The sequence below is a fragment of the Vibrio sinaloensis DSM 21326 genome (assembly GCF_000189275.1).
Classification (GTDB): Bacteria; Pseudomonadota; Gammaproteobacteria; order Enterobacterales; family Vibrionaceae; genus Vibrio; species Vibrio sinaloensis.
In genome coordinates, this window is the sequence record NZ_AEVT01000108.1 from 1 (window position 1) to 19,596 (window position 19,596).

Consider the following 19,596-nt stretch of genomic DNA (forward strand, 5'->3'; position numbering starts at 1 on the left):
TTATATCGGTCTGGTTATGACTTCGCACCAACCACTTTAAACTCAGGGTTTACTGCCGTCAGTTTACGTACCAAGAAGTTGAGCAGTACTCCATACATAGGAACAAACAAACCTAAACTGATCACCAGCTTAAAGCCGTAATCCACCAGTGCAATCTCAGTCCAATGTTCCGCCATAAATGGGTCTGGGCTTTGGTAGAAGGCAATCGCAAAAAACGCGATGGTGTCTAATGCATTACCAAATAGCGTCGAGCACGTTGGGGCCACCCACCATTGCTTCATCTGGCGCAGGCGATTAAACACATGCACATCGAGAATCTGTCCGAGCAAATACGCCATGAAACTTGCAATCGCGATACGGGCAACAAATAAGTTGAACTCTCCTAGCTGACCAAAGCCTTGGAATGCCCCTTCGTAGAACAGAACCGACAGCCCGTAAGAGACCGCAAGTGCGGGGAGCATAACTAAGAAAATAATTCGGCGAGCTAATTGCGCACCAAAAATACGAACGGTCAGATCAGTCGCCAGAAAGATGAAGGGAAACGTAAATGCACCCCACGTAGTGTGGAAGCCAAAAACAGTAAATGGCAGCTGAACCAAGTAGTTGCTCGACGCAATGATGATCAGATGGAAAAGGACTAAAAGAAAAAGGGCTTTGCGCTGCTGCGCAGGGGTAAAGTTACTCATGCGATACCTTTTTAGTTTGGTTTGGGGGTGAGGGAACCCAAATCGACGCTTTCCAAACCAAAGGAAATCGTCATACCAACAATGTTAAATACAATTCGTAGCGATATCTGATGTCCGATATCGCGGCGGGCGATTATACATTAACCAGTTGACGCCGCAAGTGACAGTTTCTACGCAATCGTTGGCGTATAAAAATGGTCTCAAAAACCTTTATTAAACAGTGACGCTAAAAAGTCGAGCTCTTGTTGAGAGTCATCAATCGACAAGGCTTCTAGCCAGACACTTTCACTGTAATGCTCCGATTTCAAAAATAGTTGGCAACCTTCAAAATCAATCAACCACGAGTGAATGTCGGCATCCCACTGCTTTTCGATCACAGAGGCCGAGAGCAATTTGACCAGTTTATCCGCTAGCTGAGGGAAGCTATCGAAATCAAATCGCGGCGCGCGAATGATAATCCGACCTTCGTCGGCATGGTATTCCGCTAAACCAAATTCCGTTTGTGTATCAACCATGATGGGTTAAATGCTCCTGAATCAAATCTAAGAAAGGATCGGCGTATTTCTCAAGCTTACGCTGACCGACGCCGTTAACTGCCAACATTTCACCGTAAGAGGTCGGGAGTATCTCTGCCATGTCAATCAAAGTAGCATCACTGAATACGACATAAGGTGGCAAACCATCTTCATCGGCAATTGCTTTACGTAACTTACGCAATTTAGCGAACAGCTTCTTATCGTAATTCTTACTCGACAGTTTATCGGATTTAGCCGCTCGCGCTGCGGTATCAAGACGTGGAACCGCAAGCTCTAAGGTCATTTCCCCACGCAGTAAGGGCCTCGCTTCTTCTGTCAGTTGCAAGGTCGAGTTGCGGGTGATGTTTTGGAACAACAGACCTTTGTGAATCAACTGACGAAAAACACTTACCCAGTAATCGTGGCTATTTTCACGCCCGATGCCGTAGGTCGACAATTTATCGTGGCCGTTTTCACGCACCCGAATATTCTGCATACCTCGAAGGACTTCCACCACATAGCCCATACCAAAGCTTTGGTTAACACGATACACACATGAGAGTGCTTTTTGCGCTTGTTCTGTGGCGTCAAAGTGCTTGGGTGGGTCAAGGCAAATATCGCAGTTGCCACACGGCTGTTCGCGATACTCGCCAAAGTAATTGAGCAAAACCTGTCGACGGCAAGTTTGCGCTTCGGCAAAAGCACTCATTGCATTAAGTTTATGTGCTTCGACTTGTTTTTGCGGCCCTTCGTCTTTTTCATCCAACATACGGCGCAACCAACTGATATCAGCGGGGTCGTAAAGCATCATCGCTTCCGCGGGTAAACCATCTCGCCCAGCACGGCCTGTCTCTTGGTAGTAAGATTCGATGTTACGCGGAATATCAAAGTGAACCACAAAGCGGACGTTCGGTTTATTGATGCCCATGCCAAAGGCAACGGTCGCCACCACTATCTGAATATCATCTCGTTGAAACGCTTCCTGCACGTAGGCACGTTCGTCTGCGTCTAACCCCGCGTGGTAACTGGCGGCTCGTAAACCGTTATTGCACAGTTTCTCCGTCACCATTTCTACTTTCTTACGACTACCACAGTAAATGATGCCGCACTGGCCTCGCTGTCCCTCAAGAAAACGAACCACTTGTGAAATCGGTTTGTGTTTTTCGATTAAGGTATAGCGAATATTCGGTCGGTCAAAACTGCCTAAATAGCTGTGCGGATCTTGCAGCTGCAGGCGCTGCATAATGTCTTTACGAGTCGCATCATCAGCGGTTGCCGTCAGCGCCATCACAGGCACATGAGGAAAGTACTGCTTAAGCTGACCCAACGAAGCATATTCTGGCCTAAAATCATGCCCCCATTGAGAAATACAGTGCGCTTCATCCACGGCAATCATTGATAGGGGTAACTGCTCTAGGCGCTCGATAAAATCGCGCATCAAGACTCGTTCAGGAGAAACGTAAATCAGCTTAATTGCACCCGAGTTCATGCGATTGTAAACCGAAATAAGCTCGTCTCTTGGCATGGTTGAGTTAACGCACTCCGCCGCCACGCCGTTGGCTTTTAGTTGGTCTACTTGATCTTTCATCAAAGAAATCAGTGGTGAGATAACTAAGGTCAGGCCGTTTCTTACTAAAGCTGGGATCTGGTAGCAGAGCGATTTACCTCCACCAGTAGGCATGATGACCAAACTGTCCTGCCCACGCACAGCAGACTCGATCACCTCTTGCTGACCATCTCGAAACTCTTGGTAACCAAACACCTCCTGCAAAACGCTTTGCGGAGTATGGGTAGGTTCGGTTGATTCAGCGAGCAAGGTGGCAGTCATTAAAATCTCAATAGGATAGTCGATGCGAAAACGCGAAGCGCACATTGTAATTGGGAATCATGGTGAATAAAACTGCAAATTACTAGGTGATTAAACGACTCATTCGTATACTGGATGTTTCAATTTGTAAACCAAGTGTGAGAGTTGTCAGATGACACCAGAAGAACAACAACGCGCGCGGCAAGGCATACTGCTCGCGATCGGTGCGTATACCATGTGGGGCATTGCGCCTATTTACTTCAAAACCATTAGTGAAGTTTCGCCACTCGAAATCCTTAGCCACCGAGTTGTTTGGTCTTTTGTCTTGCTAGCCTTCTTGCTCCACTTAGGTCGACGCTGGCGCGGTGTGCGTGATGTCATCAAATCGAAAAAGAAAATGGGCTTTCTCCTGTCGACTTCGATATTGGTCGGGGCGAACTGGTTGATTTTCATCTGGGCAGTCAACGCCAACCATATGCTCGATGCCAGTTTGGGTTACTACATCAACCCATTGATAAATGTCGTCCTCGGTATGCTGTTTTTGGGCGAAAGGTTGCGCAAATTACAATGGTTTGCAGTGGCGCTTGCAGCGTGTGGTGTGCTGGTTCAGTTGATCGCGTTTGGCTCCGTACCTGTCGTCGCCATCGCTCTGGCGTTAAGCTTTGGCTTCTATGGCCTGCTACGCAAAAAAGTCAGTTTGGAAGCGCAAACAGGTTTGTTTATTGAAACCCTGATTATGCTGCCTGCGGCCGCCGTCTACCTGTTGTGGATAGCCGATAGTTCGACGTCGAACTTGATGGTGAACCCGATGACGCTCAATCTGCTGTTGATTGCAGCGGGTATTGTGACGACTTTGCCCTTGCTCTGTTTCACGGGGGCAGCCACTCGCTTGAAGCTCTCAACACTGGGTTTCTTTCAGTACATCGGCCCAAGTTTAATGTTCTTATTGGCGGTCTTGGTTTATGGCGAAGCGTTCACCTCAGACAAAGCGATAACGTTCGCTTTTATTTGGGGCGCCCTTCTGGTCTTCAGTTTTGACGGTCTCAAAACCAACCGACAAAGCCGGAAAGCCGTCAGCGCTAAGTGATCGTTTTTTACAAGACAAGTTAAACCCCACACGCTAAGCTTGGTGAAAGATTCACCAAGCTTTTTTGTTTTATGGATAAGGTTCAATACCAAACTACGCCAAATAAAGAGATAAACCTGATTGATGCAAACTATCAAAAGTTTGCTTTTCAGCGTCATTACCATCTCGATTTTCATATTGGCCTTATCACCGATGGCGAGCAAAAGTTCCACTATCAGGGCCAGTCCTACCGTGCTGGGCGTGGACAAATGGTCGTCATGCCACCTGATGAACTGCACGATGGTCAGTCCTTGCTCGACTCTGGCTATCAAGTCAAAGTGTTTTCCATTGATCCTTACTGGCTAAGTGATCTTGCCGATCTAAAACGATCTTCAGACATCATCAGCTTTGACCAGTTAATCATCGAAGACCCACGAGTATTTGCTCCTTTAACTCAGCTTCATCAATCGCTTACGGATTCCTCATTAAGCCAGCTCGCAAAAGACTGCTTACCTTATGAAGGCTTCGGCTACCTGTTCCAACGTTACGGAGCTCTGGAGCAGAGAACAGCGATTCCTCTGGGCAATCAATCTATCGCTACATTGAAAGAGTACTTAGTTGAGCACCTCGATCAGCCCGTCAAGCTTGAGCAACTGTCGCAACTCTGTCAGTTGAGCCCAACCCAGTTTCAACGACACTTCAAGGCCAAAGTGGGGCTCACGCCTTATGCTTGGCTCAGCCGGTTAAGGCTAGAACATGGCATGAAATTACTTAAGTCAGGCTTGCCAGGTACAGAGGTCGCTCAGCAGGTTGGATTTTACGATCAAGCCCATTTCAGCAAAGCTTTCAAAGCCACCTATGGGGTCTCGCCTTCACACATCAGCAAGTGCCAATAATTTACAATCCATCGCGCACGGGCTTTGGCACACTAAGCCACATCATCAATTAAGAGATACAACCATGAACGAGTTCACCGTACTCGCAACTTTAGCCACTGTGCACTTTATCGCTTTAATGAGCCCGGGGCCGGACTTTGCCCTAGTGGTACAGAACGCCACTCGCTATGGCCGTCAAACTGGCTTGTATATCGCCCTAGGTTTGTCCTGCGGAATTTTGCTGCATGCTATTTTGAGCTTAACTGGGGTCAGCTATCTTGTTCACCAACAACCGATCCTGTTCTCTGTACTTCAGGTCATGGGTGGAAGTTATTTACTCTATTTAGGTATTGGGGCACTGCAAGCTTGCTGGGGCTCACTACGTCATGCATCGACCGATGCGGTGGCCAAACACGACAAAAGTGTCTTATTAGCCAACAAGCGCCAAGCTTTCTCGCGTGGATTCGCAACCAACATATTGAACCCTAAGGCGCTGGTTTTCTTTGTCAGTTTAATGTCTTCTCTTGTGCCAGCCAGCATGTCACTGTCTGGCAAAGGGGCGGCTCTGCTGATACTTTGGAGCTTATCTTTAATTTGGTTTTCCTTCCTTGCCTGGGCGCTTTCCACTCAGCGTATGCAGCAAAAATTACGCGCTGTGAGCCTCTACATTGACGTGCTATGTGGTCTAATGTTTTCTCTGATTGGCGTGGGGATTTTGTGGCAGTCGATCTCTTCTTTGATTGCCTGAGTGTTTAAATTTTGCGTCAGAGTTACATTTTGATAACAAATAAGTAGACGGCATTTCATCACGCTGCCAACCTTGTTGCACTAATAACAACAAAGGAATAGCAAGATGCCGTTGAAAACCGCACTACTTAGCGCTTCTGTCTTACTGACGTCAAATATCGTTTTTGCCAACCAAGCCGCTGATTCTGTTGCTCCAGAACACAGCAGTGGCATTGAAGAGAAACAGTTGGTTAAAGCCAAAGATTGGATGATCACCGCAGCCAACCCTCTCGCGACCCAAGCAGGTGCAGATATCTTGGCGCAGGGTGGAAGCGCTATCGATGCCATGGTCACCACCCAACTCATGCTTGGCTTAGTTGAGCCGCAATCTTCAGGTATTGGCGGCGGCGCATTTTTGGTTTACTGGGATGCAAAAAAGCAGCAGTTAACCAGTTTTGATGGCCGTGAAACCGCCCCACTGAATGCCACTCCCCGCCTATTCCAAAATGAACAAGGTGAACCTCTTAAGTTTTATGACGCTGTCGTCGGAGGCCGCTCTGTCGGAACCCCAGGCACCGTCAAGCTGCTGTGGGAAACCCATCAGAAGTACGGCAAGTTAGCCTGGTCTAAACTGATCGAACCCGTGGTAAAAGTGGCAGAACAAGGCTTTGAAATTAGCCCGCGCCTAGCGACGATGATCGAGAAAGATGCAGAGCGATTAAGCCGCTTTACAGCCACCAAACAGTACTTCTTCAATTCAGATGGTACACCTAAGGTAGCCGGTACACTCCTCAAAAACCCTCAATACGCGCAGACACTCACGCTTATCTCCAAACAAGGAGCCGATGCATTTTATCAAGGCGATGTCGCCGCTGACATTATCCGAACCGTGCAATCCGCGCCAGGTAATCCAGGCGTTCTCGCACAGCAAGATTTCGACCAATACCAAATTAAACAACGCCCTGCCGTATGTTCCGCTTATCAGAGCTATCAGATCTGTGGCATGGGGCCTCCTAGCTCTGGGGCATTAACCGTCGGTCAGATTCTGGCAATGACTGAATCATTCGACCTGCAGCAATGGGGGGCTAATGACCCTCGTTCTTGGCAAGTGATCGCCGATGCTTCTCGCCTCGCCTTTGCCGATCGCGGCATGTATATGGCCGATGAAGATTATGTGCCAATGCCAACTCAAGGACTTATCGATCGAGAATATCTCAAGCAGCGTGCCGCTCTAATACAGCCCGGTAAGGCACTAAAGACGGTCAGCGCGGGCACACCACCTTGGAACTACGCGCAGCATCAAAGTGAAGACCAATCCATCGAGCTACCCTCGACCAGCCATTTCAACATTGTTGATAAGCAAGGTAACGTAGTCTCGATGACCACAACCATAGAAAACGCATTTGGCTCTCGTTTAATGGTGCGCGGCTTCCTCCTGAACAATGAATTGACCGATTTCTCCTTCAAAACTCATCATCAAGGCCGACCCATTGCCAATCGCTTAGAGCCAGGCAAGCGCCCAAGATCCTCGATGGCTCCGACAATAGTTATGCACAATAACCAACCTTACCTTGCAATAGGGTCTCCAGGTGGCAGCCGCATCATAGGGTATGTTTCTCAAGCCATTATCGCGCACCTTCAGTGGGACATGGATATTCAACAAGCCATTAATCAGCCTCACCTATTGAATCGTTTTGGCACTCTGGATGTAGAAGCAGGAACACAAGCGGAATCTTTCGCTCCTGAACTTGAAAAAATGGGTTTCAAAGTGAACGTGCGTGACTTGAATTCTGGATTGCATGCAATTTTATTCACTAAAGATGGACTAGAAGGTGCTGCAGATCCTCGTCGTGAAGGGCGTGCGATAGGCCAATAACATCGATCGTCCCACTTGCTTGTGCGAGATCTCTCACAAGCAAGTGAGCCAAAATAGCTTTTTCGCTAAGAGTACTATCATTAACTATCAGTAAGTGATTGATCTAAAATAACTTGTACATTTTTAGTCCAATTTATTGAATAAGAAATCGTTTTCGCGGTGTTGCTGAAAAGCCCTACTCAAGTAATATGAACCTTGTCGGAAGGATGCTGACACGGAACAGGAAATTACCACGGATTAGGTAATCTTCAGGAAGAAGATACGGTTGCTTAGGATGAGTAATCGGCAAGGAAAGCAAATTGGACATTGAACGGACGCAATAGTAACTAGGATGGTTGCTACTAAGGATGGGAAATGGACACCTCTGGACGAGGCAAGGACTGATCATCAGGATGATGAAGGGACACCGCTCAGGGAACAAGTGATGTGAGCTAACGAGGATTGTTAGTGGACCAGGATAGGGTCAAGGACACCGCTAGGATGGCGAGAAAAGGACTAAGCTGAAGGACGTCAGCATACTATCAAGGATTCGATGCATGGAGCACTTTTAGTAGCCGGATTGCTGCGAGTAAGACTATAACCCCGACGGGCTTGCGCCCTCGGGGTTTTTCTTTATCTGTTCTCTTCATATTTGAACTTTAGACTGCGTTGTCTGCTTTCACTCGCCCCATCACGTAGGTTCCTTATGCTCAGGGGCTTCGTTCAATTGTCGCTTTGTCTACAAGTCGAATACTGTTGAAAAATTAAACTTAGCGGTTATAACGTTTCTAGTTTGGCATAAGCCGTCACTAGCCACTTAATCCCTTCGCCATTAAAGGCCACTTGCACACGGCTTTGTGGGCCGCTGCCTTCAAAGTTAATAATGGTCCCTTCACCAAACTTAGGGTGCATCACTCGCGAGCCTAGGCTAAAGCCGGTTTCGTTAAAGTTTTCTTTAACCACCGTTTGGCTAAATCGTCCTGAGCTGGCTGGGCGGCTGACTTGCGCCTTCATCCGTACTTCATCCAAGCAGGTTTCAGGCAGTTCGCGAATAAATCGCGATGGCTTGTGGTATTTATCTTGGCCATACAAGCGACGCATTTCTGCGTAGGTAATGTAGAGCTTTTCCATTGCTCGGGTCATACCGACATAACAAAGGCGTCGTTCTTCTTCTAAACGTCCAGCTTCTTCCGCAGACATCTGGCTAGGGAACATGCCCTCTTCTACCCCGACCATAAAGACAAGCGGGAACTCCAGACCTTTCGCACTGTGCAGCGTCATCAGTTGCACGGCATCTTCAAATTCATCAGCCTGACCTTCACCTGCTTCCAGAGCAGCGTGAGTCAAAAACGCCGTAAGCAAGGTCATTTCTTCGGCTTCTTCTGGCTTTTCGAATTGGCGCGTTGCTGTGACCAATTCTTCCAAGTTTTCGATTCTTGCTTTGGATTTTTCGCCTTTTTCTTGCTCATACATAGCAAACAGACCCGAATATTTGATCACATGGTCGGTTTGCTCATGCAACGCCATTTCGCAAGTGTCGTCTTCAAGAGCGTTGATCAGTTCAACAAATCGACTTAACGCACCTGCTGCTCGACCTGCGAGTACTTTATCGTCTAGCAGACGAATACTGGCTTCCCACATGGTACTGCCCTGATCACGCGCAGCAAATCGAATGGTTTCTAAAGTCTTATCGCCTAAGCCTCGAGTCGGAGTGTTCACGACACGCTCAAACGCGGCATCATCATTACGATTGGCCATTAAGCGTAAATAACTCAGCGCATCTTTGATTTCTTGGCGCTCGAAGAATCGCATACCGCCATAAATTCGATACGGAAGACTGGCTTGTATCAAGGCTTCTTCTAATACACGTGACTGGGCATTATTTCGATACAGCATTGCAGCATCGTTCAAGGCTCCGCCTTTATCTTGCCACTCTTTGATCTTATTAACGGCAAAGCGCGCTTCATCTAACTCGTTATAAGCGGAGTAGACAGAGATAGGCTCACCTTCTGCGCCCTCAGTCCACAACTCTTTGCCCATTCGCTCGGTATTATTCGCAATCAGAGCGTTCGACGCTTCAAGAATGGTCTTGGTCGAACGATAGTTCTGTTCAAGACGAATGGTATTAACGCTTGGAAATTCGAGGGTAAACTTCTCGATGTTTTCAATCTTCGCTCCGCGCCAACCATAAATCGATTGGTCATCGTCACCAACGATCATCACGTGGGCGTCAGGCCCCGCCATCATGCGCAGCCAAGCGTATTGGATGTTATTGGTATCTTGGAACTCATCGACCAAAATGTGCTTAAATCGAGCTTGATAATGCTCGCGAATATGCTTTTTATCGCGCAATAGCTCATGGGCACGAAGCAAGATTTCAGCAAAATCAACCAAGCCCGCTCTATCACATGCTTCTTGGTAGGCGGTATAAAGCTGCAAGTAGGTTTTGGTGATCGGGTCATGGAAAGCATCAATATGATTCGGACGCAGGCCTTCATCTTTTTTGCCATTGATCCACCAAGCAACTTGCTTCGCCGGCCACTGCTTTTCATCGAGGTTTTGCGCTTTAATCAATCGACGCAACAAACGAACCTGGTCGTCGGTGTCAATGATCTGGAAGTCTTCCGGTAGCTTAGCATCTAGATAGTGAGCACGAAGAATACGGTGACAAATGCCATGGAAGGTACCATTCCACATGCCTGATGCACTGCCCATCATCAGCTCTTCAATGCGGCCTCGCATTTCAGCCGCGGCTTTATTGGTAAAGGTCACCGACATGATCGAGAAAGGTGAAGCTTGCTCCACAGACATCAGCCAAGCGATGCGATGGACCAATACGCGAGTTTTACCACTCCCTGCTCCGGCAAGAACAAGTAAGTTTTCAAGAGGGGCGGCAACGGCTTCACGCTGCTTGTCATTTAGACCATCAAGAAGTAATGAAGGATCCATTCTAGGCTCAGCTACTGGTTATCTATACATGAAAAATGATTATAACCTAAACACCCTATCCATTTCAGAACAAAAACTAGAAATTTTTCCGTTCAATTACTCCATTAAAATCAGCACTTTAAATAACCAAAACAAATAAAACCTTATTTTTATATAAATTATCTGAAAGTTTTTTTGGCCGCTTTTCTATCCTTTTATTTAAGCAAGTTGATGAAATAGCTAATGATTCACTTGCCCACATAAGTAAAGGAAATAAAGTCTGAGGAAATTAAGATGAAAAAATCAAATCTTGCTGTTACTGCTGCTGTTACTGGTCTAATCGCTCTAGGTGGCACCATGCTAACTGCTGCACCGGCTGTCGCAGCTGAAAAAGAAAAATGCTACGGCGTAGCAAAAGCAGGCAAAAATGACTGTGCAACTAAAACAAGTTCTTGTGCTGGTACAGCAAAAGAAGACAACCAATCAGATGCATTTGTTGTGGTTCCTAAAGGACTTTGTGGCAAGTTGTCTGGCGGTAGCACTCAGTCTTCATAATTCTTCTCTGCTGTCCATAAGATGAACGGCCCAGGCTCAACAGGCCGTTCATCTCCATTCACTCGCAAAGGACTCGCCCGTGAAAAACGATAATTATCATCAACACATCGGTGTAGGGTTGCGAACGCCTCATTTGGATTTTTTTACCCAACATCAGCCTGCGCTCTCTTGGTTAGAAATCCACAGCGAAAACTATTTTCAGCCCCACTCTGCTGCTCGCCAGCAATTGCGTTGCATTGCGCAAGACTATCAAATCAGCTGTCACGGTATTGGTTTATCTCTTGGCAGTGTTGAACGTGTTAATCAAACACATTTAAAACAACTCAAAAACCTGATTGATGAAATTAACCCTTTCTTGGTCTCCGATCATTTGAGTTGGAGTGAAAATGGCGGGCACTACTTTAATGACTTGCTGCCTCTTCCGTATACCGAAGAAGCGTTGGCGGTATTTTGTCGCAATGTAAGCGAAGTACAAGATTACCTGCAACGCCCTATGCTGATCGAGAATCCATCCAGCTATGTAAAGTTTGACCACTCGACCATTACCGAATGGGAATTTCTAGCAGAAGTTCAGCGCCGAACAGATTGTCGCTTATTGCTCGATCTCAACAACGTTCACGTCTCTGCGTTCAATCATGGCTTCGACACACAAACGTACTTAGATGCGATCCCTGCTCAATTTGTCGATGAGATTCACTTGGCAGGTTTTACTGTAAAGCAGTTAGACAAAGGTGAAATCTGGATTGATACCCACAGTCAACCCGTCAGTGATGAGGTGTGGGCCTTATATGAACAGTGGTTGGCAAAACATGGCACTCGCCACACTTTAATCGAATGGGATTTGGACATTCCCGCCCCCGAAGTGTTGCTCGCGGAGGCAAGTAAAGCTCACCAACGCCTTATCAATCATTCGAAAGACATTGAGCAAAAGGTGGCGTCATGACTGTTTCTCTGTCCGATCTGCAAAGCCAATTTGCCAAAGCCTTACATTATCAAGCATCAGGGGAAGAGTGCCATATTCTCAGTGATGTGTTTAGTGCAGATGAACGAATGCAGATCTACCGCAATAACTTCATCATGAGTTTAAGTGAAGTATTAGAGGCAACCTACCCTATGGTGTACGCCTTGGTTGGCGAGGAATGCTTTTCTCAGCTAGCAAGACAGCATGTGCTGAAGCGTCCTCTTAAAGCGGGTGATGTGACCTATTACGGCGAATACTTTTCAGACACGATTGAACAGTTTCCAGCGGTCGTGGAAGCCGCACCTTATGCTGCAGAAGTGGCACGCTTTGAATGGCATATCGATATGGCACAGCAGCAGCAAGGATGCGTATCAGTGCAAACCAGTTTGCTGCCACTGGCGAAGATTGCTCAAGTCGACCCAGAGCAACAAAGCGCTATCCATCTGCATCTGCTCCCCGGAGTTATTCCATTCCACTCGAATTACGCGGTGTTTGCGCTGCAAAAGGCAATTGAAACCAACCAATTTGATCAACTCGACTTATCACAAGCCGAGTATGGTGTGATTTGTTGCACTGCTCAAGGCACAACTTGGACTCAGAGCATAGATTCTGGGCCGTTTGAATTATTACAGCACCTTCATTCTGGAAGTACATTAGGCGAGATCCCTGCCGAGTACCTCCAACATCTAAACCAACTTGTTGAAAGCAACTTAGTTGCTGGATTTACGCTCGCGCATTAAGGGGAAAGCTATGTCGGAATCAGTCAAAAATATACTCAATAGCTATGACAATTTGGTCGAAAAAGCGCAAGCCATATTCGTTCCTTTATTATTGTTGTTCTGTCGCCTTTGGGTGGCTTGGGTCTTTTTTAATTCGGGATTAACCAAGATCTCCACATGGGACAGTACGCTATTTTTATTTGAGTATGAATATCAAGTACCCCTGTTGCCTTGGCAACTCGCCGCCTACATGGGCACGGCTGCAGAGCTGATCCTACCGCTCTTTGTCGCCTTAGGATTACTGACACGACCGATGGCTGCAATATTGTTTGTATTCAATATTATTGCGGTGGTGTCTTACCCTGTGTTGTGGGAACAAGGCTTCTTTGACCACCAATTGTGGGGATTAATGATCCTGATCGTTGTCGTCTGGGGACCAGGACCATTTTCTGTGGATAAAGTACTGCGAAATAAAGTCGCGGGTTAATCTTCCGAACTTAGGTCATCTTTAACTGAGTTGACCGCATCGCGCGAGGCATGACCAATCGCTTTGGTAGTGTCTCGAGCAGCATGACCAATCGCTGTAGTGGCGTCTTTTGTTGCGTGACCAATATCACTTCCTGCTTGTTTTAGCTCAGCACAACCCGAAATCGTAAACAACATCATTCCGGTTAGTACCATCGATTTAGTCAGTGTCTGCATATTACCTCCTTGCCTACTAAGCGTTTTATCATAACAGAAAAAAAGCCCCTGACTCATCAGAGTCAGGGGCTGTATTAGTTGTTGGACGAGTATCGTGTTTAAGCGCTGATACCCGAGTGACGCAGTAGAGCATCAATCTGTGGCTCGCGCCCTCGGAAACGCTTGAAAAGTTCCATCGGCTCTTCGCTCCCCCCCCATCTCAAGAATATGGTTCAGGAAGCTTTTACCAGTCTCGGTATTAAAGATGCCGTCTTCTTCAAAGCGTGAGAAGGCGTCTGAGGATAAAACTTCTGCCCATAGGTAGCTGTAGTAACCGGCGCTGTAGCCACCAGCAAAAATATGACTGAAGCTGTGCGAGAAACGGTTCCACTCCAAACTTGGTAGTACCGCAACTTTACCTTTGACTTCAGCTAAGGTTTCCAACACACGCGGGCCAACTTCTGGGTCAAACTCAGTGTGAAGGGTGAAATCGAATAAACCAAACTCTAGCTGGCGTAGAATGAACATCGCCGATTGGAAGTTCTTCGCCGCAAGCATCTTATCAAGCATCTCTTTTGGCAGTGGCTCGCCGGTTTCAAAGTGACCAGAGATAAATGCCAGCGCTTCTTCTTCCCAACACCAGTTTTCCAAGAATTGGCTTGGTAACTCGACCGCATCCCATGGCACGCCGTTAATGCCAGAGACCGCGCCTGTTTCAACTTGAGTCAGCATATGGTGAATACCGTGGCCAAACTCGTGGAACAAAGTGACCACTTCATCATGAGTAAATAGCGCTGGCTTATCACCCACAGGGCGGTTGAAGTTACACGTCAAGTACGCCACCGGAGTTTGCAACTCACCCGATAGTGTGACACGACGACCACGACAATCATCCATCCAAGCACCGCCACGTTTGTGTTCACGTGCGTACAAATCAAGATAGAAGCTACCACGCAAAGTGTTGTCACCATCAAAGATATCGAAAAAGCGCACAGACTCATGCCAAGTATCCACGCCCTCACGCTCTTGTACCGTCATACCAAAGACACGCTTAAGCACTTCAAATAGGCCGCTGACCGCTTTTTGCTCTGGGAAGTAAGGGCGCAGCTCTTCATCAGAAATTTGGAATAGATGCTGTTTTTGTTTCTCGCTGTAGTAAGCGATATCCCACAAGAACAACTCTTCAACACCGAACTCGCTATTAGCAAACTGACGAAGCTCTTCAACTTCTCGCTCACCTTGAGGTTTCGCTTTCGTCGCTAAGTCATTCAAAAAGCCCAACACTTGTGCGGAAGACTCGGCCATCTTGGTGGCTAACGACTTTTCACTGTAGGTGTTAAAGCCTAGCATGCGCGCGACTTCGTGACGCAACTTAAGCTGCTCATTGATGATTTCGCTATTGTCCCACTCGCCCGCTTTCGGACCGCGATCAGAGGCGCGAGTCACGTACGCTTCGTACAGCTCTTTGCGCAGCTCTTGGTTATCACAATAGGTCATCACTGGCAGATAAGACGGGATATCCAGTGTCAGCAAGTAGCCATCTAGCTCTTTTGCTTCTGCGGCTGCTTTCGCTGCAGCAAGCGCCGATTCCGGCATACCTGCCAACTCTTTCTCGTCTGCTACGTGCTTGGCCCAGCCCATAGTGGCATCAAGAACATTGTTGGAGAATTTAGAACTCAGCTCTGACATGCGTTTGCTGATTTCACCGTAGCGATGCTGCTCATCCGCAGGTAAACCAATACCAGACAGCTCAAAGTCACGCAGTGAATCTGTGATGGTTTTCTTTTGCGCTTGCGTTAACGCTTGATAAGACGCATCGGCTTTGATCGCTTTGTAAGCTTCAAATAACCCTTTGTGCTGACCAACCCAAGTCCCATACTCAGACAACAATGGTAGGCAACTTTCATATGCTTCACGTAACTCGTCACTGTTCACCACCGAGTTCATATGGCTCACTGGTGACCAAATACGGCTTAAACGATCGTCCACTTCCTCAATCGGTGCCACCACATTATCCCAGCTTGGGGTCGTATTATCTTGCAGCACTTGATCAATCTTAGCGCGGCATTCTGCGATAACTTGCTCAACAGCAGGCTTAACGTGCTCTGGTTTAATCTGTGAAAACGGTGGAAGATCCGTAAAAGTCAGTAGAGGGTTAGACATAAAGCATTCCTTTTGATTCAAAGATGGCGTCTCGCGGCACCTTTTTTAATTCTGTGACGTCTTAATTTGTAATTCTCAGATAGTAAATATAGGTAGGTTCAGCAATTTTCAATAGTAACGTATACTAACTACCATCATTCATCATGCTCTTTGCACCTATTCTGAGAGAAATATTTTGTTAAGTTACCGTCACAGCTTTCACGCTGGCAACCACGCCGACGTTATTAAGCATATTGTTCAAAGCCTTATCCTGGATGCTTTGAAACAAAAAGATAAGCCGTTTGTCTACCATGACACTCATTCTGGTGTCGGCCGCTACGATTTGACCCACGAATGGTCGGAAAAAACGGGCGAATACAAGCAAGGTATTGAACGCGTTTGGCAACAAGACACCATTCCACAAGCAATTCAAAGCTACTTAGAATCAATCAAGGTGCTAAACAATGGGGATGCATTGCGCTACTACCCAGGCTCACCGCGAGTGGCACGCGCTCAACTGCGTCAGCAAGATCGCATGGTGCTCACTGAACTGCACCCTGCCGATTACCCACTACTAGAGCAAGAATTCCATCGTGACCGCCAAGTAAAGATCTTCAAAGAAGACGGCTTCAAGCGCTTAAAAGCGAGCTTACCGCCGCAAGAGCGTCGTGGTTTGGTCTTGATTGACCCTCCTTATGAACTGGCCAGAGAGTACCGCGATGTCGTACAAGCGATTTTCCAGAGCCACAAGCGCTGGGCAACAGGCATCTACGCCATTTGGTACCCCGTGGTCAATCGCTATGATATTGAAGACATGATCGAAGGTTTAGCGGGACTCGGCATTCGTAAAATTCTGCAAATTGAACTCGGCGTATCACCGGACACTAACGAGCGCGGGATGACGGCATCTGGCATGATCGTGATTAACCCGCCGTGGAAACTGGAAAGCCAGATGAAAGAGATTCTTCCTTTCTTGAAGGAAGCAATTGCGCCGGCAACCGGTCATTGGAAAGTAGATTGGATTGTTCCTGAATAATCCAGATTCATTAAGCAGAGTACAAATGGCTCTGTTTTATCGCTAAATGTCATAACCACGACCTCTTTTTCTCATTGGGAAATCCCAGTGGGTCGATTTATGATAAGAGACAAAGGACAGCTATGCGTGGCGGATTGAGTTTATATCTCATCGCCCCAATATTGGTGGCATAGCAATCAATAATTCAAAAGCTCGGAGAAAGTAATGGCGACTCATTTTGACTATATCTGTATCGGCGGCGGCAGCGGCGGCATCGCATCAGCAAACCGCGCAGCGATGTACGGTGCTAAAGTTGCACTGATCGAAGCTCAAGATCTTGGCGGTACGTGTGTAAACGTTGGCTGTGTGCCGAAAAAGGTGATGTGGCATGGTGCGCAAGTTGCAGAAGCAATGAACCTATACGCGGAAGACTACGGTTTTGATGTCGATGTGAAAGGCTTTGACTGGAGCAAACTGGTTGAGAGTCGTCAGGCCTACATTGGTCGTATCCACCAATCTTACGATCGTGTTCTAGGCAACAACAAAGTCAACGTGATTAAAGGCTTTGCTAAGTTCGTTGACGAGAAAACGGTTGAAGTTAACGGTGAACACTACACAGCAGATCACATCCTGATCGCAGTAGGTGGTCGCCCTACCATTCCAAACATTCCGGGTGCGGAATACGGCATCGATTCAAACGGCTTCTTTGAGCTTGCTGAGCAACCAAAACGCGTTGCCGTGATTGGTGCAGGTTACATCGCAGTGGAAATCGCAGGCGTTCTGCATGCACTTGGCACAGAAACACACCTGTTCTGCCGTAAAGAATCCCCACTACGTAGCTTTGATCCAATGATCATTGAAACGCTAGTCGAAGTAATGGCAGCGGAAGGCCCAACGCTGCATACCCACTCTGTACCAAAAGAAGTGGTGAAAGAAGCAGATGGCAGCCTAACTCTGCACTTAGAAAACGGTGAAAGCCAAAACGTTGATACTCTAATTTGGGCAATTGGTCGTCACCCAGCAACTGACGCGATCAACCTAGCCTCAACTGGCGTTGCAACCAACGATCGTGGCTACATCAAGGTAGACGAGTACCAAGCAACTAACGTTCCTGGCATCTACTGTGTTGGTGACATCATGGAAGGTGGTATCGAGCTAACTCCTGTTGCGGTTAAAGCGGGTCGTCAGCTTTCTGAGCGCCTGTTCAACAACAAACCAAACGCGAAGATGGACTACGATTTGGTCCCAACTGTGGTATTCAGCCACCCACCAATCGGCACCATCGGTCTTACCACGCAAGAAGCAGAAGAAAAGTACGGCAAAGACAACATCAAAGTCTACACCTCTGGCTTTACTGCGATGTACACAGCGGTCACGAAACACCGTCAACCGTGTAAGATGAAGCTCGTATGTGCAGGCGAAGAAGAAACCGTTGTTGGTCTGCACGGTATCGGCTTTACCGTTGATGAAATGATTCAAGGTTTCGGTGTCGCTATGAAGATGGGCGCAACTAAAGCGGACTTCGATTCTGTTGTCGCGATCCACCCAACGGGCAGTGAAGAGTTCGTGACGATGCGTTAATCGTCATTGAAGCAAATTTTATAAAGCAGCCTTATTCGGCTGCTTTTTTGTTGTCTGAATTATCAAAACAGCGAATAACATTCTCATTTTCAATTGATTTAGTAGGAAAGCGCTGACATTTTTCTATACACTGTTGACGCATAAAAAATATAAATCAACGTGCAGTGAAGCTAGATACAAGTAAAACCGAGTTGTATTACTTGTTGTTGGATTTAGATGACCAACAAAAAGCAGAGGCTTTAGAAACCCTACGCTCTGAGCAGCCGCAGCTCTATCAACAGATAGTGCCCTTGGTCGCAGCAGAACAGTCGGATCAACTCGAACAGATCTTTCAATTTACGTTCGAGCAAGGTGCCTCTCAACAAGTAGATTATACCAACCAACAGATCGACAAATACCAGATACTCCATGAACTGGGCCGAGGTGGCTTAGGTGTGGTGTACGCTGCGTGCCGCGCAGATAAAGCCTTTGAGCAGCAACTCGCGATAAAGTTTCTCCAGTCAGATCTAAGTGGTATCTTTGATAGCCAAGCCTTATTTGGAGAGGCGCAGTTACTGGCGAAACTCAACCACCCTAACATCGCAAAGGTGTTTGATGGTGGCATTCACCAAGGTGCTGTTTACATCGTCATGGAACAGATTAATGGCGTTGCGCTCAATCACTATTTAGAGCAACACGCATTAAGTCACACTGAGCGATTGGCCTTTTTAGTGCAGATCTGCGGCGCTGTTGAACATGCTCACCAACAAGGCGTATTGCACGCCGATCTTAAGCCAGAGAACATCCTCATTGACTCCGCTCAGCAAGTGAAGCTTATCGACTTCAACTTGACGCAAAAATCAAACGCAACCACGCCACGGAGCCATTGCAACTTAACCGCATTCAGCAAAGAGTACGCCAGCCCCGAGCAGCAGTCAGGCCAACAATTAACCATCAGAAGCGATGTGTATTCACTGGGCAAGTTACTGAACTGGTTATGCCCCAACGATGCGAACGACTCTGATATCAAAGCGCTCATCAAACGAGCAACGGCAGTCACGCCGAGCAAGCGTTACCCCAATGCAGCAGAACTCGAGCATGATATTGTGGCGATACTCACCAAACGTCCGATATCCATTAAGCGCCACCAACCACTCTACCGCTTTACTCGGCTGTTTCAGCGCAATCCGCTCATCTGTTCGTTGTGTTTACTGATCATCGTATCAGGCTACTACTTCTCATATACCTTGGCGCAGAAAAACCACCAGCTAGAGCAAGAAAAGCAGATTGCGCAAGACATGATTTATGAAGTGTCGAGCATGATGTTTCATGCCAAAAGCCAAGCTGCGCAAGAGATGCCGGTCCATGCTGTTTTAGATTTAACCAGACGGCGGATTCTCGCCAACCCGGACATACCGAAACACATTAAGCAGAAGCTGCTACTGGTCATGATGACGCCAATAGAAGAAAAAGCCGCGCCAAATAACGAGAACCCTACCCTGTAA

The 19,596-nt window shown here is 47.2% G+C and carries 16 protein-coding genes and 1 pseudogene; 11 read left to right on the forward strand and 6 right to left on the reverse strand.

Going from position 1 to position 19,596, the window contains the following annotated elements; translation table 11 throughout:
* Positions 1-14: 14 nt before the first annotated feature.
* From RH45_RS19975 to recQ, 3 genes are all read right to left on the reverse strand, one after another.
* Complete coding sequence (locus tag RH45_RS19975; RefSeq protein WP_008080830.1) at positions 15-686, reverse strand: 7-cyano-7-deazaguanine/7-aminomethyl-7-deazaguanine transporter; 672 nt, start codon at positions 684-686, stop codon at positions 15-17.
* A gap of 200 nt (positions 687-886) precedes the next feature.
* Positions 887-1,201: a DUF3630 family protein gene (locus tag RH45_RS19980; protein ID WP_008080832.1), complete on the reverse strand. Its 315-nt coding sequence runs from the start codon at positions 1,199-1,201 to the stop codon at positions 887-889.
* On the reverse strand, positions 1,194-3,029 hold the full coding sequence (recQ, locus tag RH45_RS19985) for an ATP-dependent DNA helicase RecQ (protein WP_008080833.1): 1,836 nt from the start codon (positions 3,027-3,029) through the stop codon (positions 1,194-1,196). The genes RH45_RS19980 and recQ overlap by 8 nt, the downstream gene beginning before the upstream one ends.
* Before the next feature lie 151 nt (positions 3,030-3,180).
* Between recQ and rarD the strand changes: the two genes are divergently transcribed.
* From rarD to ggt, 4 genes are all read left to right on the forward strand, one after another.
* On the forward strand, positions 3,181-4,095 hold the full coding sequence (gene rarD / locus RH45_RS19990) for an EamA family transporter RarD (RefSeq protein ID WP_008080834.1): 915 nt from the start codon (positions 3,181-3,183) through the stop codon (positions 4,093-4,095).
* Between the two features lie 71 nt (positions 4,096-4,166).
* Complete coding sequence (locus RH45_RS19995) at positions 4,167-4,970, forward strand: AraC family transcriptional regulator (protein ID WP_008080836.1); 804 nt, start codon at positions 4,167-4,169, stop codon at positions 4,968-4,970.
* A 64-nt stretch (positions 4,971-5,034) separates the two neighbouring features.
* Positions 5,035-5,697, forward strand: coding sequence for a LysE family translocator (locus RH45_RS20000; protein WP_008080837.1), 663 nt, complete (start codon positions 5,035-5,037; stop codon positions 5,695-5,697).
* 105 nt (positions 5,698-5,802) lie between these two features.
* Positions 5,803-7,551 carry a gamma-glutamyltransferase gene (ggt, locus tag RH45_RS20005; RefSeq protein ID WP_008080839.1) on the forward strand — a complete coding sequence of 583 codons (1,749 nt, stop codon included), beginning with the start codon at positions 5,803-5,805 and terminating at the stop codon, positions 7,549-7,551.
* A gap of 756 nt (positions 7,552-8,307) precedes the next feature.
* Here ggt and uvrD read toward each other — a convergent pair.
* On the reverse strand, positions 8,308-10,479 hold the full coding sequence (gene uvrD, locus RH45_RS20010; protein WP_008080844.1) for a DNA helicase II: 2,172 nt from the start codon (positions 10,477-10,479) through the stop codon (positions 8,308-8,310).
* Between the two features lie 273 nt (positions 10,480-10,752).
* On the opposite strand from uvrD, the gene RH45_RS20015 reads away from it, so the two are divergent.
* The 4 genes from RH45_RS20015 to RH45_RS20030 all read left to right on the forward strand — a co-directional run bounded on the left by RH45_RS20015 (position 10,753) and on the right by RH45_RS20030 (position 13,180).
* Positions 10,753-11,013, forward strand: a complete 261-nt coding sequence (locus RH45_RS20015) for a BufA1 family periplasmic bufferin-type metallophore (protein WP_008080846.1) — start codon at positions 10,753-10,755, stop codon at positions 11,011-11,013.
* A 79-nt stretch (positions 11,014-11,092) separates the two neighbouring features.
* Positions 11,093-11,956, forward strand: coding sequence for an MNIO family bufferin maturase (gene bufB / locus RH45_RS20020; protein WP_008080848.1), 864 nt, complete (start codon positions 11,093-11,095; stop codon positions 11,954-11,956).
* Complete coding sequence (locus tag RH45_RS20025; protein WP_008080849.1) at positions 11,953-12,714, forward strand: HvfC/BufC N-terminal domain-containing protein; 762 nt, start codon at positions 11,953-11,955, stop codon at positions 12,712-12,714. The genes bufB and RH45_RS20025 overlap by 4 nt, the downstream gene beginning before the upstream one ends.
* A gap of 10 nt (positions 12,715-12,724) precedes the next feature.
* The gene (locus RH45_RS20030; protein ID WP_008080851.1) at positions 12,725-13,180 is read left to right on the forward strand and encodes a DoxX family protein; all 456 of its coding nucleotides are present in this window, start codon (positions 12,725-12,727) and stop codon (positions 13,178-13,180) included.
* On the opposite strand, the gene RH45_RS20035 is transcribed toward RH45_RS20030, so the two are convergent.
* Both RH45_RS20035 and prlC read right to left on the reverse strand, forming a co-directional pair.
* The gene (locus tag RH45_RS20035) at positions 13,177-13,395 is read right to left on the reverse strand and encodes a hypothetical protein (protein ID WP_008080853.1); all 219 of its coding nucleotides are present in this window, start codon (positions 13,393-13,395) and stop codon (positions 13,177-13,179) included. The genes RH45_RS20030 and RH45_RS20035 overlap by 4 nt on opposite strands.
* 98 nt (positions 13,396-13,493) lie before the next feature.
* A pseudogene (gene prlC / locus RH45_RS20040) lies at positions 13,494-15,537 on the reverse strand (oligopeptidase A).
* A 175-nt stretch (positions 15,538-15,712) separates the two neighbouring features.
* Here prlC and RH45_RS20045 point away from each other — a divergent pair.
* The 3 genes from RH45_RS20045 (at position 15,713) to RH45_RS20055 (ending at position 19,596) form a co-directional block, all read left to right on the forward strand.
* The gene (locus RH45_RS20045) at positions 15,713-16,552 is read left to right on the forward strand and encodes a 23S rRNA (adenine(2030)-N(6))-methyltransferase RlmJ (RefSeq protein ID WP_008080857.1); all 840 of its coding nucleotides are present in this window, start codon (positions 15,713-15,715) and stop codon (positions 16,550-16,552) included.
* A gap of 204 nt (positions 16,553-16,756) precedes the next feature.
* On the forward strand, positions 16,757-18,112 hold the full coding sequence (gene gorA / locus RH45_RS20050) for a glutathione-disulfide reductase (protein ID WP_008080859.1): 1,356 nt from the start codon (positions 16,757-16,759) through the stop codon (positions 18,110-18,112).
* A gap of 164 nt (positions 18,113-18,276) precedes the next feature.
* Positions 18,277-19,596 (forward strand): serine/threonine protein kinase, encoded by a 1,320-nt coding sequence (locus RH45_RS20055; protein ID WP_008080861.1) that lies wholly within the window; start codon positions 18,277-18,279, stop codon positions 19,594-19,596.

What these genes read in the sequence shown, in the direction of transcription:
- RH45_RS19980 (WP_008080832.1), bottom strand. Translation starts at nt 1,201, where the DNA reads ATGGTTGATACACAAACGGAATTTGGTTTAGCGGAATACCATGCCGAC.
- gorA (WP_008080859.1), top strand. Translation starts at nt 16,757, where the DNA reads ATGGCGACTCATTTTGACTATATCTGTATCGGCGGCGGCAGCGGCGGC.
- recQ (WP_008080833.1), bottom strand. Translation starts at nt 3,029, where the DNA reads ATGACTGCCACCTTGCTCGCTGAATCAACCGAACCTACCCATACTCCG.
- RH45_RS20025 (WP_008080849.1), top strand. Translation starts at nt 11,953, where the DNA reads ATGACTGTTTCTCTGTCCGATCTGCAAAGCCAATTTGCCAAAGCCTTA.
- RH45_RS20030 (WP_008080851.1), top strand. Translation starts at nt 12,725, where the DNA reads ATGTCGGAATCAGTCAAAAATATACTCAATAGCTATGACAATTTGGTC.
- uvrD (WP_008080844.1), bottom strand. Translation starts at nt 10,479, where the DNA reads ATGGATCCTTCATTACTTCTTGATGGTCTAAATGACAAGCAGCGTGAA.
- RH45_RS20015 (WP_008080846.1), top strand. Translation starts at nt 10,753, where the DNA reads ATGAAAAAATCAAATCTTGCTGTTACTGCTGCTGTTACTGGTCTAATC.
- RH45_RS20035 (WP_008080853.1), bottom strand. Translation starts at nt 13,395, where the DNA reads ATGCAGACACTGACTAAATCGATGGTACTAACCGGAATGATGTTGTTT.
- RH45_RS19995 (WP_008080836.1), top strand. Translation starts at nt 4,167, where the DNA reads ATGGATAAGGTTCAATACCAAACTACGCCAAATAAAGAGATAAACCTG.
- RH45_RS19975 (WP_008080830.1), bottom strand. Translation starts at nt 686, where the DNA reads ATGAGTAACTTTACCCCTGCGCAGCAGCGCAAAGCCCTTTTTCTTTTA.
- RH45_RS20000 (WP_008080837.1), top strand. Translation starts at nt 5,035, where the DNA reads ATGAACGAGTTCACCGTACTCGCAACTTTAGCCACTGTGCACTTTATC.
- rarD (WP_008080834.1), top strand. Translation starts at nt 3,181, where the DNA reads ATGACACCAGAAGAACAACAACGCGCGCGGCAAGGCATACTGCTCGCG.
- ggt (WP_008080839.1), top strand. Translation starts at nt 5,803, where the DNA reads ATGCCGTTGAAAACCGCACTACTTAGCGCTTCTGTCTTACTGACGTCA.